This window comes from Streptomyces sp. NPDC051921 (assembly GCF_040680975.1).
Classification (GTDB): Bacteria; Actinomycetota; Actinomycetes; order Streptomycetales; family Streptomycetaceae; genus Streptomyces.
Genome location: NZ_JBFAXU010000040.1, coordinates 45485 through 58870, shown reverse-complemented (window position 1 = coordinate 58870; position 13386 = coordinate 45485). Strand labels below are relative to the sequence as shown.

The 13386-nt window shown below is 68.3% G+C and carries 10 protein-coding genes and 3 pseudogenes; 7 read left to right on the top strand and 6 right to left on the bottom strand.

Going from position 1 to position 13386, the window contains the following annotated elements; genetic code table 11:
- Positions 1 to 133: 133 nt before the first annotated feature.
- The 3 genes and pseudogenes from AB0M16_RS35105 to AB0M16_RS35095 form a co-directional block, all read right to left on the bottom strand.
- Positions 134 to 694 carry a GNAT family N-acetyltransferase gene (locus tag AB0M16_RS35105; RefSeq protein ID WP_365350377.1) on the bottom strand — a complete coding sequence of 187 codons (561 nt, stop codon included), beginning with the start codon at positions 692 to 694 and terminating at the stop codon, positions 134 to 136.
- A 68-nt stretch (positions 695 to 762) separates the two neighbouring features.
- Positions 763 to 2017: pseudogene (locus AB0M16_RS35100) on the bottom strand (IS256 family transposase).
- A gap of 311 nt (positions 2018 to 2328) precedes the next feature.
- Positions 2329 to 3156, bottom strand: a complete 828-nt coding sequence (locus AB0M16_RS35095; RefSeq protein ID WP_365350375.1) for a hypothetical protein — start codon at positions 3154 to 3156, stop codon at positions 2329 to 2331.
- A gap of 114 nt (positions 3157 to 3270) precedes the next feature.
- Here AB0M16_RS35095 and AB0M16_RS35090 point away from each other — a divergent pair.
- Positions 3271 to 4043, top strand: a pseudogene (locus AB0M16_RS35090) (transposase); the annotation flags it as partial.
- A 186-nt stretch (positions 4044 to 4229) separates the two neighbouring features.
- Here AB0M16_RS35090 and AB0M16_RS35085 read toward each other — a convergent pair.
- On the bottom strand, positions 4230 to 4547 hold the full coding sequence (locus AB0M16_RS35085; protein ID WP_365350372.1) for a DUF6221 family protein: 318 nt from the start codon (positions 4545 to 4547) through the stop codon (positions 4230 to 4232).
- 364 nt (positions 4548 to 4911) lie between these two features.
- Positions 4912 to 6069, bottom strand: coding sequence for a NaeI family type II restriction endonuclease (locus tag AB0M16_RS35080; RefSeq protein WP_365350369.1), 1158 nt, complete (start codon positions 6067 to 6069; stop codon positions 4912 to 4914).
- 168 nt (positions 6070 to 6237) lie between these two features.
- Here AB0M16_RS35080 and AB0M16_RS35075 point away from each other — a divergent pair, with 168 nt between their 5' ends.
- Positions 6238 to 6603: a hypothetical protein gene (locus tag AB0M16_RS35075; RefSeq protein WP_365350367.1), complete on the top strand. Its 366-nt coding sequence runs from the start codon at positions 6238 to 6240 to the stop codon at positions 6601 to 6603.
- Positions 6604 to 7058: 455 nt separating this feature from the next.
- Here AB0M16_RS35075 and AB0M16_RS35070 read toward each other — a convergent pair whose 3' ends face one another.
- Positions 7059 to 7667 (bottom strand): ankyrin repeat domain-containing protein, encoded by a 609-nt coding sequence (locus tag AB0M16_RS35070; protein ID WP_365350365.1) that lies wholly within the window; start codon positions 7665 to 7667, stop codon positions 7059 to 7061.
- 448 nt (positions 7668 to 8115) lie between these two features.
- On the opposite strand from AB0M16_RS35070, the gene AB0M16_RS35065 reads away from it, so the two are divergent.
- The 5 genes and pseudogenes from AB0M16_RS35065 to AB0M16_RS35045 all read left to right on the top strand — a co-directional run bounded on the left by AB0M16_RS35065 (position 8116) and on the right by AB0M16_RS35045 (position 13217).
- Positions 8116 to 9963: a family 20 glycosylhydrolase gene (locus tag AB0M16_RS35065; RefSeq protein WP_365350363.1), complete on the top strand. Its 1848-nt coding sequence runs from the start codon at positions 8116 to 8118 to the stop codon at positions 9961 to 9963.
- A 265-nt stretch (positions 9964 to 10228) separates the two neighbouring features.
- Positions 10229 to 10846, top strand: a complete 618-nt coding sequence (locus AB0M16_RS35060; RefSeq protein ID WP_365350361.1) for a hypothetical protein — start codon at positions 10229 to 10231, stop codon at positions 10844 to 10846.
- A 292-nt stretch (positions 10847 to 11138) separates the two neighbouring features.
- Positions 11139 to 11471: a MarR family transcriptional regulator gene (locus AB0M16_RS35055; RefSeq protein WP_365350359.1), complete on the top strand. Its 333-nt coding sequence runs from the start codon at positions 11139 to 11141 to the stop codon at positions 11469 to 11471.
- A 111-nt stretch (positions 11472 to 11582) separates the two neighbouring features.
- A pseudogene (locus AB0M16_RS35050) lies at positions 11583 to 11936 on the top strand (STAS domain-containing protein); the annotation flags it as partial.
- A gap of 102 nt (positions 11937 to 12038) precedes the next feature.
- Positions 12039 to 13217 carry a PP2C family protein-serine/threonine phosphatase gene (locus AB0M16_RS35045; protein WP_365350383.1) on the top strand — a complete coding sequence of 393 codons (1179 nt, stop codon included), beginning with the start codon at positions 12039 to 12041 and terminating at the stop codon, positions 13215 to 13217.
- The last annotated feature ends 169 nt before the right edge of the window (positions 13218 to 13386 follow it).

The following is a 13386-nucleotide window of genomic DNA, read 5'->3' as shown; positions in this document are numbered from 1 at the left end:
CGTCGGCGTGCCGCTCGTGTGGGGAGTTCTGCTGTACACCACAGCCGATGTCGAGCTCGCACGGTACGTCCGGACCCACTTCGAGGACCTCAACGGAGTAATTGTCAAGAGTTGTGGATTGGGCCGTTGATGTCTATCGAGGCTGCTCCCACTCGGTCCGGGTGAGTTCGTACTCGACTTCACCGTGCTCGGAGCCCTCGATCGCCTCCGGCCAGTCCCCGGTGAAGTTCCGGACGAAGGACAGGCCCGATTTCTCCATGACGCGACGGGAGCGGGCATTGACGGCCATGGTGTTAGCGGTGACCCGCTCGACACCCAGTTCCGCGAACCCCTTGTGGACCAGAGCCCGGGACCCCTCGGTGGCATAGCCACGCCCCCACGCCACCTGGTTCAACCGGTAACCGAGTTCGACCACGGCGGGGCTGTGTTCCTCCAACGGCCGGAATTCGAACCAGCCCAGGAACGTGCCGGTGATCCTCTCCTGCGCGGCCCAGTAACCGCGGGTCTCCCAGCACGGGTAGTCGTGCAGGAGCCGCGGCAGGGTCCGCGCCTTGATCGACTCCCGACTTGTGGGGCGGCCACCGTTGATGAAGCGCATGACCTCGGGGTCGTTGTCCAGGGCGAGCAGGTGGTCGATGTCGGCCGCCGTGAACGCGCGCAGGACGAGCCGGTCGGTCTCCAGGAAGTTGGGCATGCCGCGATCTTCACCACGGGCAGGCCGGGCCTGCCACTGATTTTCCGAACGGCGGCAGGCGGTGGTGTTCATGCCGCGCGGGCCTCGGATGGCTCGACCAGGACGCCCCGCTCGAAGCGGGCGCCAGCCCGGACCAGTGCGACGAGGTGGGGTGCGTACACGGCCCGCCAGCGTTGCTGGGCTGTCTCGATGAGCTTGAAGACCATGGCCAGGGCGGCGGCCCGGCTGCCGGCACCCTTGGTGACCTTGGTCCGCAGGCGCACAGTGGCGAAGGTCGACTCGATCGGGTTCGTGGTCCGCAGGTGGATCCAGTGCTCGGCGGGGAAGTCGAAGAACGCCAACAGTTGTTCCTCGTCGTCGGTGATCCGCTTGACGACCTTGGGGTATTTCGCCCCGTACTGCTTGGTGAACGCGGCGACGGCCTTGGCCGCACGCTCCTTGTCCTCGGCGTTGTAGATCTCCTGGATCGCACGCTTGGCCGCGGGCTGGGCCGACTTCGGCATCGCGTCGAGGACGTTGGCCGTCTTGTGCACCCAGCACCGCTGGTGGCGGGTCTCGGGGAACACCTCGTTCAACGCGTTCCAGAAGCCGAGCGCCCCGTCGCCGACGGCCAGGACGGGGGCCCGCATGCCCCGGCGGGCACAATCCCGCAGTAGTCCCGCCCATGCCTCGGACGACTCTCGCGGTAGCCGTCGGTCATCGCGATCAGTTCTTTGGTGCCGTCGGCCCGCACGCCGACCATGACCAGCACAGCGGCCTTCACCTCTTCCAGGCGTATGCGCAAGTGAATACCATCGGCCCAGACGTAGACGTAGTCCGTGGCGGACAGATCGCGGTCCATGAACGCCTTGTGGTCGGCCTGCCACTGCGCGGTCAGCCTCGTGATCGTCCGGGCGACAGGCCGGCGGAGGAACCGAGGAACTGCTCCAGCGCGGGCACGAAGTCACCGGACGACAGGCCGTGCAAGTAGAGCAGTGGCAGCACCTCGCTGATCTTCGGGGATTTACGGGCCCAGGGCGGCAGGATCGCCGAGGAGAACCGCTTGCGTTCGCCGGTGGCCTCGTCGACGCGCTTGTCGTTGACCCGGGGTGCCTTCACCTCGACCGCCCCGGCCGCGGTCGTCACCTTCCGCGGCTGGTGGAAGCCGTTGCGCACGACCAGGCGCCGGCCGGAATCGTCTCGCTGATCGGCCAACTCGGCTATGTAGGAGTTGACTTCTGCTTCCAGGGCAGCGGCCAGCATCCGCTTCGCGCCCTCGCGGACGATCTCGTAAATCAGGGAGCCGTACGGCGTCGTTCCGTCATCGTTGACTACCGTGAGCACGGGCGTGCCTTCCCGACCGACGCAACGGACGTCGGCCTACTCAATGACCATCACAGGATCATTCGGGGGAAGGTACGCCCTTCGCGTGCCAACCCGAGGCCGATCCACAGGTCTTGAGCATTACTCCCGGCCAGTCCCCAAGAAACTGAGCAAGCCACAATCTTCACCACCCGCAGACCGAACCCGCCACCAAACCTCCGACCCACGGCACCAAACTCACCACCGAACGACTCCAGACGCTCGCCGCGCTCGGATTGGAAGGGGAAGCGGGGTAACAGGTGCTGCGGCCCCGTACCACCATCGCTGTGGGGTCAGCCTAAGTTGTTGGCGTCGATGATCTGGTCGGCAGGCGGCAGGGTGGTGTCAACGGGTTTGTTGAACTCGCTGAACTTAACCAGGGTGTCGGGGGCGGCGCTGCTGCTGTCGGTGGTGGTGATCTGGACGGGGTAGGGCTTGCCCGTCTTGGCGACGTGGACGGTGGTGACCCGCCAGTCCTCGCGGTCGTAGATGACGGCGACGGGCCTGCCGGCAACAACGACGTCGGCGCCGCGGGTGACATCGCTGTGGCCGCCGAGATCCTGCAGCTTGTCCATGTCACAGAAGTTGGTGGCGGTGAGGTCCTTGGCGGACTTCTCGTCGGCCTTGACCCAGCGGCTCTTGAGCATGTCGACGGCGGCGTTGGCCTGTTTGCGGGTAAGGCCTTCGCCGTCCTTGGCGAGCTCGGTGAGCATGGCCCGCCAGAATTTCTCGTTGCCCTTGATGTAGAAGGCGCCCTTGCCCTTCCTGAGCAGTTCGAGGCTGACCGTGCCGGGGAGGGTGAGCGAGCCACGGCAAGAGCCCTGGGTGTCCATGGCGACGTTCACTTGCATGGACTGGTTGGTCTTGTCGTCAGCTGGAACGGTGCCGCTGACTCGCATCGACGAGGCGCTCTTGAGGGCGGCCAGCGCCTTGCTGCTGATCTGGCTTCCGGTGAGGCTGTCGAAGGCGTCCTTAGGCTTGGCCGGGGACGGGCTGGTGGCCTTGGTGTCCTTCGCGCCGGCGTCGGTGGTAGTCGGGCCGCAGCCGGTGGCGGCTGCGACGACGGCAGCGGACGCGAGCGTGGCCCAGATGGTGCGGTCGGTCGTAATGCGGTGCTTCACCTGCGGGTTCCCTCCCCTTGAACGGGTTCACTGTAGGCGGCCGAGGTCACAGACCGGACATGGTTTTCCGGGGCGGGGCAGAGCCCTGGCATCGCACGTTCGCGCGATGCCACTGTGCATCACGCTGTCTGGCAGGATTCGTTCGCAGAACTGTCACGCTTCCGAGGTGAGTTCTACTCCTGCCTGACCAGGGGTGCGGATGCGCTATTCGAGCTCGCGGACACGGTGCTGTGCGCGGATGGCCCCGGTCTGGTCGCTGGTGGAACTGTCGCTAGTGGGCGAACATCGCCGATGGCACGGCGGGCTCTACGACGCCCTGGCCGCCGGACAGATGGAGGTCGCACGGCTGCGGCGGGCCCTGGCCGCGGTGCCGCTGCCCCGGGCGGCGGACGGACGGCTGGTCCTGGCCGCCGATATCACCTGCTGCCCGACGCACAACTTCACCGCAGCGGATCCTGTGCCACACCTACGGCCGGGGCAAGGACCAGCGCATTCCCGTTCTCGGCTGGCCGTAGTCAGTGATCTGCTCACTGGAGATGGGCCGCGGTTCCTGGACCGCGCCGCTGGACGCACTGCGCCTGGCACGGGGCGACCACGCCGCCACGGTCACCGCGCCAGCAGATGCGCGACCTGGTTGAGCGGCTCGTCAGTGCCGGGCAGTGGAGAGACGGCGACCCGGAGATCCTGATCGTGGTGGACGCCGGATACGACGTGCCCGCCTGGCCTTCCTGCTGAAGGATCTCCCGGTGCAGGTGCTGGGCCGGATGCGCTCGGGCCGTGTCCTGCGCCGCAGGGTCCCGCCCCGCGAGGCCGACACCCGGGGCCGCCCGCCCCGGCACGGCGGCGAGTTCGTCTTCGGCGACCCCGCCACCTGGAACACCCCCGACACCGCGACCGTTCGGTGGCCTTGCCGAAGGGGTCGTAGGCGCGGGATGCCGAGTTGAGGCCTGCGACCAGATCGGTGTGCTGGTCGGTGACGGCCAGTTGCGCCAAGGCGGTGTTGGTCTTGGGGGCGCTGGCGTGGAGTGTGCCGCCTGGGGTGCGGGTGTGGGTGGTGGACAGTGTCGACGGTGTCAGGTCGGCTCGTCGTTGGCAGGAGCCCACTCTTCGCGGTATCCCGGGCGATCGGAGTAGGCGGTTGTTGCGAGGACCCGCAGCGACCAGTCGATGCTGTGGCTGTCGTGGTCCTGGGTATCGGCGTGCTCGGGGTCGCGCCAGGCGGCGAGCAAGTCGCGGCGCATGGCGATGGTGCGGGCGGGTGAGTAGAGCGCGGCAAGCGGGTTGTCGGGGGACAGCCCTTCGGGAAGCCATGACATGGGTGGCTGGTCTGCGGCTGCCACTTCGTCGGCGTCGATCTGCTCGTGCAGCCAGGTGATCAGTTCGGCAGTCATACCCTGCATGATCTCCCATGCCGATTGCGGTGTGTCGCTCAGATTTCGCCCGCGACGCCGTCGGCTCCGCCAGCTGAGCCCGAGAGCTGACCAAGCCGGGCACATTTCGTTGAGACGCAGTCAAAGTTCGTTGAGACGGGTCAGTGCGGACAGCCGTCAGGTGCCCGGGTTCCTCCACAGATGCCGCTCGTCCAGGGTCCCGCATCGCACGTCTCCGCGCGCAAGGTCGACGAGCTTCGTCCCCACGCCAAGCGGCCGCCACGGCGAGGCAGAGCCACAGGGCGGCCAACGAGACAGGCCACAAAGGCTGCCGCCCCGCAGCACGCGGTCCTCGCAACGGTGTCCCGCGAGTGGGCCAACCCCGCTAACGCACCGCCGGTGCGGCTTCGACAGGATCCTCAGGTGCGGCAACTCTCCACAGGTCGCCGTTGATCTCGGCGAAGGGGCCTTCGTCCGCGCCGGGGCGTCGGCGGACGACCCTGATGCTTATCCACTGGCCGGACTCCGGCTCAGGGAGCTCCAACGCAGCTGCGACCCGTCGTTGGTTCTCATAAGGGCCGAGGATGAGGATGCCTTCGGCCAGCAGGTCCCCTCTGGCCTGGCGCACTCGTCTCCCGTAGTCCTCGGCCATCGCCACGGTTCTGACAGCACCGCGGTCGATCAGCCGGCCCTGCACCAGCCGGAAGAGGTTGTTGATGCGGCGCTGGGGGTGCCTCGCGGATGCGTCCTCTGCGGGAGCCAGGACCTCGGATAGGGTGGCCCGGTCGAGGTGGAGCAAGGTGTTCTCCGGCAGTGCCGCGTCCTTCACGAGCCAGTGGATCGCGGCCTTCCCCGCGGCAGACAAGGTCTTTTTCCCGTCTCGGTTGGATGTGCGGTTGTTGAGGTGCTCGGGTAGCACGTCCAGGACACCCAGGCTCCAGCGGGACTCGCTTTCGTCGACACGCATCACAAGGCACACGCGCCCCACTTGCTCCGGTTCCAGCACCCAGGTGGGGGTCCAGGTGAAGCACAGCGGCACCTGACGCATCCCACGGTCCGCACCGTGTCCGATGAGCCCCCAGGCTCCCCACAGGAAGTGCGCCACCCTGTTGCCCAGGTAGGCCTTCTCGGTCCTTCCCAGCGAGGCAAGGTCGTAGCGGCCGGTCCTTTGGCCGTCGAGAACGCTGTCGAAGGCGGCTCTCAGCGAGGAGGCGGTGCGCTGCTGAAAGTCGGGTACCTGGTTGAGGAAGGCGGTGACTTCCTCCAGGCCCGGGCCGTCGTGGTGGTGTGGCAGGCCGGGGGTGGTGGGCGTGGTTGCTCTCGCGGGCGTCGTCGGTATGGCAGCGGGGGGCTGTTGCGCGGGCCGGGAGGGCCTGGAGTCCGGCTTGCGGGTGGCGCGGGACGGTGAGGATTTCCTCCCGGGGCAGCAAAGCCTCCTGGTGCTCACGGACAACGGCCCACTCCCCACGGCAACCGCTCCTCGACCGAGGACGTTTCGACAGGTGTCGGCGTCGCTTGCCTCCTTCCCCTCCAGCAGCAGCATGGGGTCACGCGATGCAGCAGCAGTTGATCACCGTCACGCACGGCTTGTGGATGTTCGTGAGACGTGACGGCAATGCCGTGCGGCAAGGTGGCGACGGACACTGCTCGCCGTTCCCCCTTGAGTCCCCACTGCGCAGGATCCGGACGCAGGTGCGATGATCCTCTCGTGGTGACAGATGCCGAGTGGGCTCGGATTCGGCGGGGCCTGCGCTTCGGGCAAGTCTTCCAGGGCACCGTGGTGCGCGTTCCCCGGCCCGGGACGATCGGGATCTTCGTGGACATCGGCCTGAGCGTCGGAGGGTTCGTCGACGCACTGTGGCTGCCAGGCGAGATCGAGGACTGGCCCTCACAAGGAACGGTTACCGATTTCAAGATCTGGTGGGCCGACAGCCGCCAACAGATCCGGCTGATGCCGTGCGAATCTCGTTATCTGCGCAACGACTTCGCAGCCTCGGTCGCACAGCTCCGCCCCCATTGGTCATCCGAAATCGGCCGCCCCGTGCCCGACCCAGAACCCGCGCTCCCCGACCGGTAGCCGACCGCGCATCACTCCGGCGGGCCTCCGACCAACGCCCCCTGACGCAGGAAACGCGGCCGGCGACCCGAGGCGGAAGCCCGCCGGCCGCGACGTCGCCGCGGACTCGAGCACCGTTGGCGAAGCCGTACGAATCGGCACCGCTATCGACGAGAGAACCGGCGAGACCCCGTTGTCCCCGGAGCGGATCGGGACGGATGGAACCCTGGGCCACTTCCAAAGACCCCGTCTACGAGCACTTGACTGACGAACGCCCCCCACGCCGCAGACCGAAGAGGCCCGATACCGCGACGGCCGGGCTCGAAGCCTGCCGGCCGCTACCGGGCCTGTCTGCGGACCGACGCGCTCTGCGTGCGTCGCCCGGGCGCGGCCGAAGCACCGGCGCGGGCAGGGACCCGACTGTTCTGCGACGTCGAAGCTGGACCGATTGACGGCCAGGTCGGACCGCGGGAGGTTCAGCTCGCGACACCGGCGGCCTGCAGGGCATCGATGACGAGCGCGTACCGCTTCGCGGCCTTCAGGGACCCGTTCGCGCGTGTTTGCGCCTCCCCCAGAGCCCTCCTTGTCGGCGTAGCGCCGCGAGCGAGGAGATGGTGCACCATCCGCACCTGTCCGAAGAGGGCCGCCCACTCCAGGGGCGTCCTGCCCTTCATCGCCGCCACATCGATGTCCGCCCCATGCTCCAAGAGCACGTCCACCGTCTCCGGATGGCCGTGGTCCGTGGACGTCGCCGCCAGCACCATGGGCACCCAACCCGTCCGGCCCTGCGCGCAGGTAGGGGCACCGGCCTCCAGAAGAACCCTCGCCACTTCCGTGTGCCCGTACATCGCCGCCTGGCACAGAGGCGTCGTCTCGCCGTACTCGCCTGTCTGCTGTTGCGGGTCCGCCCCCGCCGCAAGCAGCCGCCGGACGGTCTCGGCGTGCCCCTCCCGCGCCGCGAGATCCAGTGCGGTACGCCGAGCCGCGTTCGGGGTGTCCACCTCGGCGCCCTCGCTCAGCAACCGTGCCACCACCGCCGCGTCGCCACCCTTCGCCGCTCTGGTCAACTGCTCCGCTTTGTCCATGTCGTGATCATGCCTGCCTGTCCCGATGCAATGGTGCGCACACAGCGGCGGCAGAGCCTGAAGCCCCGGGCCGGCCAAGGGGTACGCGTTCATCGAGCGGTCTCCGTCGGGGAAGTGCGACATTGGCGCATCGCGCTGTGGCCGGACGCCCGCTCCGCCCGGCGCTCCGAGAACCGTCGGCCCACAGCGGAAGTCGCCCCTAGGGGCCGCCTCGCAAGCGGTCTCGTTGGCCACCACTTGACATGAGCCCGGCAAGCCGGTGCACTGAGTCGAGTGGTATAGACCATTGGTCTATACCAACACTCTGCTTGTGGCGGGTCCCCTCTCTACTCCCATCGAGGTTCCGATGAGACTCCTGCGATTGTTGTCCTGCGGCGTACTGGCCGTGCTGATGGGTCTTGGGCTCACCGTTTCGGCGGCGGCCGGCCCGGCGGTCGCGAAGCAAGCGGTGAATCCGAAGCCCCTGACCATCCCTGCACTGCAGCAGTGGACCGGCAGTACCGGCTCGTTCACGTTCACCGGCACCACGCGGATCGTGTCGTCGACCGCACACGCTTCCACCCTGGCGTCGACCAGTCAGGTGTTCGCCGATGACCTGCGGGCCCTGACCGGCCTCACCGTCGCCCGGTCGGCCGGGACCACCGCCGACCTGCGACCCGGTGACATCTTCCTGTCGCTCGGCTCGACCGACAGCCGACTCGGCGTCGAGGGCTACGCACTCTCCATCACCGACAAGATCACGATCAGCGCTCGTGACGACCGGGGCGCGTTCTACGGCACCCGGACCGTGCTTCAACTGCTCAAGCAGGGATCGTCGATCCCGCGGGGTACGGCGCGGGACCGGCCGCTCAAGCCGGAGCGCGGCCTGATGGTGGACAACGGGCGCAAGTACTTCACGCCGCGGTGGCTTCGGGACCACGTGAAGGAACTGGCCTACCTGAAGATGAACTACTTCCACCTGCACCTGTCGGACGACAAGGGCTTCCGGATCGAGAGCGGTTCGCACCCGGAGATCGTGTCGGCGGAACATCTGACGAAGCAGGAGGTGCGGGACCTCATCGCGCTCGCGGCGCTGTACAAGATCACGATCGTGCCGGAGATCGACGCGCCGGGCCACATGACCCCGATCCTGGCCGCCCACCCCGAGCTGAAGCTGGTCAGCGACACCGGCGTGGTGCAGGACTCGTACATCGACCTGGCCAAGCCCGCGGCGTACGCGCTGATCAAGGATCTGTACGACGAGTACCTGCCGCTGTTCCCCGGCCCGTACTTCCACATCGGCGCCGACGAGTACCACATCGACTACAGCGCCCACCCGCAGCTCGAGCAGTACGCGAAGACCACCTTCGGCGCGAACGCCATCGGCAAGGACGCCTACCTCGGCTTCATCAACTGGGCCGACGGGATCGTCCGCGCGGCCGGCAAGACCACGCGCGCCTGGAACGACGGCATCGGCGGAGGCGTCGCGGTCACCGTCCACACCGATGTCATCGTCGAGTTCTGGTACGACTACGGCAAATCGCCACAGGCGCACGTCGACGCCGGACACCTGATCTCCAACGAGAGCTGGACCCCCACGTACTACGTGCTCTATGCCGGCGGCCCGGGCGGCCCGTCCAGCCAGTGGGGCTACGACACGTGGAACCCCGATCTGTTCGAGGGCAACCAGGCCATCACCAGCGCATCGAAGTCGAGGAACCTCGGCTCGAAGATCCACGTCTGGTGCGACAACCCCGAGGTGGCAACCGAGGAGCGCATCGCCTCTGACATCAAGCAGGGCCTGCGGATGCTGGCCCAACAGACGTGGGGCTCGCCGAAGCTGGTGACCCCCTGGTCGAATTTCGTCCCGGTGATCAACACGATCGGCCGCAACCCCGCCTGGACGACATCGGTCCAGGCCGGGAACCTCGCAGCGAACAAGCCGGTCACCGTCTCCAGCGCCGAGACGGCGAACCTGCTCGGCGCGAATGCGGTGGACGGTGACTCCTTCTCACGCTGGTCCAGCGACTACACCGACAACGAGTGGATCACCGTGGATCTCGGAACGCCCCGGCAGATCGGGCGCGTCAGGTTGTTCTGGGAGGCGGCGTTCGCCGCGGGCTACAGGATCCAGACGTCGAACGACACCACCACATGGACGACCGTCTACACCACGACCGCAGGTGACGGCGGCACCGACGACCTGACCGGACTCTCCGGATCCGGCCGCTACGTCCGTATGCAGGGAACGGCGCGGGCGACGCAGTTCGGCTTCTCTCTGTACGAGTTCGAGGTCTATGCGCCGACCGACGTCTAGCACCGCGGACGCGTACCGGTCCCCCGGCGGCGGTGCCTCCCTCCGCCGTCGAGGGCCTGCGGTGGGCCAGGTGAGCTCCGGCGATCCCGCACCGTTCATCACCTGCACACAGGGACCCGGCCGGTCGTCGCCCCCTGCCGGACGGCCCTCGGCCACTGGCGCGTACGACGCGACGCCGGCCCTGGTGACCTGGGGAGTGTCTTCTGGATCAAGGCGGGGAGGGTAATGCCTGGTCTGGTGGACGCCAGCCCGGCATCATCGCGGCATGGGCAAGGACATCTGGGGCTTCATCGAGTGCCACCGTGACTATCGAGACCATGAGGCGGACTCGTTCTGGCACGCCACCATCGACTTGGACCACCTGAAGGTGCCGAGGAACTACGAGACCTTCGGCTCTCTGTTCGGCGTCTGCGACAACGAGCAGTTCGTGCCGGTGGCTCCTGTCCGTGGACTGCCTGCCGACGCGTCGAACCGTGTTCGCGACGGGCATGGGACGACGGCAGGGCGAAGCGCGAGCTGGGTCAGCTGGGCAGAGATCAAGCAGGTCGACTGGGATGAGGAGTCCGCCTGGCCGGATGCCTACGTCCGCGAGTACTACCGTGATCCGCAGGGCGACTGGCAGTTCCTCCGGCGGCACTACTCCGTTCCTCAGCGATTCGTCGACCTCTGCGGACAGCCGGCTCATATCGCGGTCCGGCCCAGCAAGCACTTCCCGGAGGGCTCCCAATGGATCGACGGAGATCAGATGTTCCGTGTGGAGCGCCTCAGGCGCCGCGACACCGTGCCGGACGACGAGTGGGGCCCCGTCTGGACCGTCATGCGCACCCTCGCCGACCTGCACGGCGACGACGATGTCCGGCTGGTCGTCTGGTTCGACGACTGACGTCACCCCGCGGCCCGGATCAGGTGACCGGCTGCCTGCCGTGGCCGCCTGCGCCGGCCTCAGGGCTTCTCCCGCCGTCGACGGGGCGGCCGGCGCCGGTGGGTCCTCCCCCGCCCGCAGCAGCCATGTGTTCCGCCACCTGGACGGGACAGGAAGGCCGGCGCCCGCTGGTTCGTCGCTCGGGTTCCGTCGAAGGCGGGGCCCGCGCGCTTCTGTGCTGTGGGTGGCGACGGACGGGCGCCCCGCGTCACGGGCTGGCGAAACCGGAATCGCAAATCGTACAATTTCAGTCATGGAGCAGGTCGAGCCCCGGACCAGCTGGACGTTCGTCACGAACCACGCCCGGATCCTCGCCATGGTCCTTCGTGATCCAGAGGTCCGGCTGCGCGACCTGGCCGACGGTTGCGGGCTCACCGAACGGGCGGCAGGAGCCATCGTCGGCGATCTGGAGAACGCCGGTTACCTCACCCGGGTACGCCACGGCCGACGCAACCACTACGAGGTCACGCCCGGGACCCTCTTCCGCCACCCGGCCGAGGGCCACCACGAGGTCGCGAACCTCCTGCACCTACTGGTCGGCCTCGGCCCGCCGGCCGGCGATCGGCCCCCTTCCCTCCGAAGGTGACCACCGTGAGCGCGAACCGCGTGGCCGGCCCTCGCACCGGTGCGGCACAAGGTCGCCGCCACCGCCCCACCAGGCTTTTCCCGACTCTCGGGGCTGCGAAGGGAGCAGGCGATGGCCTCTCTTCCCGACCACCTGCCCGTCGCGGCGGAGCAGGGCAGCGGCACCACGCACCCGTCTGCCGTCGCCGTCGCCGTCGTGTCGGGGCCGCAGCGGATGCTTGCCCGCGTGCGTGGCGAGATCGACGGGGAACGCGGCGACGGATTGCGCGGCTACCTCGTCGGGGCTCTGAACTCCAGCCAGGGCGGCCTCGACCTGGATCTGTCCGCCGTCACCTTCTGTGACACCACCGGTCTGCACCTCCTGCTGGACCTGGACCGGCTGGCCATGGAGGCCGGTAAGTCCGTCGTCCTCGTGGCCTTGAGCCGGCCGGTCGCCCGCCTGCTGCGCCAGAGCGGCATGCACCGGCTGCTGACCGTCCGAGGCTGGCCCGCCACCGCCGCCCTGCAGGGAGGAAAGTCCGAGTTCCCGGAGGTTGCCGCGGCAGGTGATCGTCTCGGGCTGAGCCAGGTGCTGGCAGCAGCCGAGAGCGCCGCGCCCGTGCGCTCGCTCGATGTGGTGGCCCGCAACCTGCGCGACCGGTTCGATGCCAGGTCCGTGTCGTTCCTGTTCATCGATGTCGTCGGGCGGCGCCTGCTGCGCGTCCACGACACCGCGGCCGAGCCGGGGCAGCTGCCTGCCGAACAGGTCCCGCTCGCGGGCAGTGGCGTCTACGACGACGTGCTGCGCAGCCAGGAGCTCGTGGTGGCCACGGACGGCCAGAGCGGGCATCGGGTGCTGGCCCCGGTCACGAACCGCGGTGACACCATCGGCGTCCTGGAGCTGTTCCTCACCCAGGTCACACCGGAGATAGGCGCTCAGATCCAGGAGGCCGCACACGCGCTGGCGTACATCATCGTCACCGACCGCCGCTTCACCGACCTCTACCACTGGGGCAACCGGACCGGTCCGGTCAGCCTCTCGGCGGAGATCCAGCGTCAGCTCCTGCCCTCCGCCTCCTGCTGCGAGGCCGCCCAGTTCACCCTGGCCGGCGCCCTGGTCCCCGCCTCCGACATCGCCGGCGACACCTACGACTACAGCCTCGACACCCACACCCTGCACCTGTCGATCACCGACGCCATGGGCCACGACGTCAGCGCCTCGCTCATGGCCACCCTCCTGGTCAACGCCTCCCGCGGCGCCCGCCGTGCCGGGGTCGGCCTCGCGGAACAGGCTCGTCAGACCCACCAGGCCCTCCTGGACCACGGCCGCCACAGCATCGCCACCGGCCAGCTGCTGCGCATCGCCCTGGACGGCACCATGGCCCAGCTCGTCAACGCCGGCCATCCCTGGCCGTACCTGCTGCGCGACGGCGCGGTCACCGAACTCACCCTGACCGTGAACATGCCCTTCGGAATCCCCTCGCAAGGCGCCTACCAGGTACAAGAACTCGACCTGCGCCCCGGCGACCGTCTCCTGCTGCACACCGACGGCATGCAGGAGCGCGATGCCGAAGTGGTGGACCTACCGGCCCTCCTGCGCATGACCGCGACCGAGCATCCGCGCGAGGTGGTGCGCACTCTGGTCGGCGCGGTCACCGACGCCTACCGCGGCCGCCCGCCGAAGGACGACGCCACGGCCCTGTGCCTGGACTGGCACGGGCCCGCGAACACAGAAGGTGAACGGTTCGCCCCCGCCACAGGGTGGTAGATCACCGGGCACCAGGCGGACACGGCTGCGCCCCAGCCGTTTCCGCCGGGGCGTGGACGGCTGCTGCGGTGGGCGATCGCACGTGACGTGCTGTCAGCCGGTCGTACGGCGCCGGGGCGGCCGTACGAAATCGATTGCCGAGGTCCCGACCGCTTGCCTAAGGTCTCGG

Bases quoted from the DNA above. Each gene is read 5' to 3' on its own strand.
- AB0M16_RS35105 (WP_365350377.1), bottom strand. From the start codon at position 694: ATGCCCAACTTCCTGGAGACCGACCGGCTCGTCCTGCGCGCGTTCACG.
- AB0M16_RS35085 (WP_365350372.1), bottom strand. From the start codon at position 4,547: ATGACTGCCGAACTGATCACCTGGCTGCACGAGCAGATCGACGCCGAC.
- AB0M16_RS35080 (WP_365350369.1), bottom strand. From the start codon at position 6,069: ATGCTGCTGCTGGAGGGGAAGGAGGCAAGCGACGCCGACACCTGTCGA.
- AB0M16_RS35070 (WP_365350365.1), bottom strand. From the start codon at position 7,667: ATGGACAAAGCGGAGCAGTTGACCAGAGCGGCGAAGGGTGGCGACGCG.
- AB0M16_RS35060 (WP_365350361.1), top strand. From the start codon at position 10,229: ATGGGCAAGGACATCTGGGGCTTCATCGAGTGCCACCGTGACTATCGA.
- AB0M16_RS35055 (WP_365350359.1), top strand. From the start codon at position 11,139: ATGGAGCAGGTCGAGCCCCGGACCAGCTGGACGTTCGTCACGAACCAC.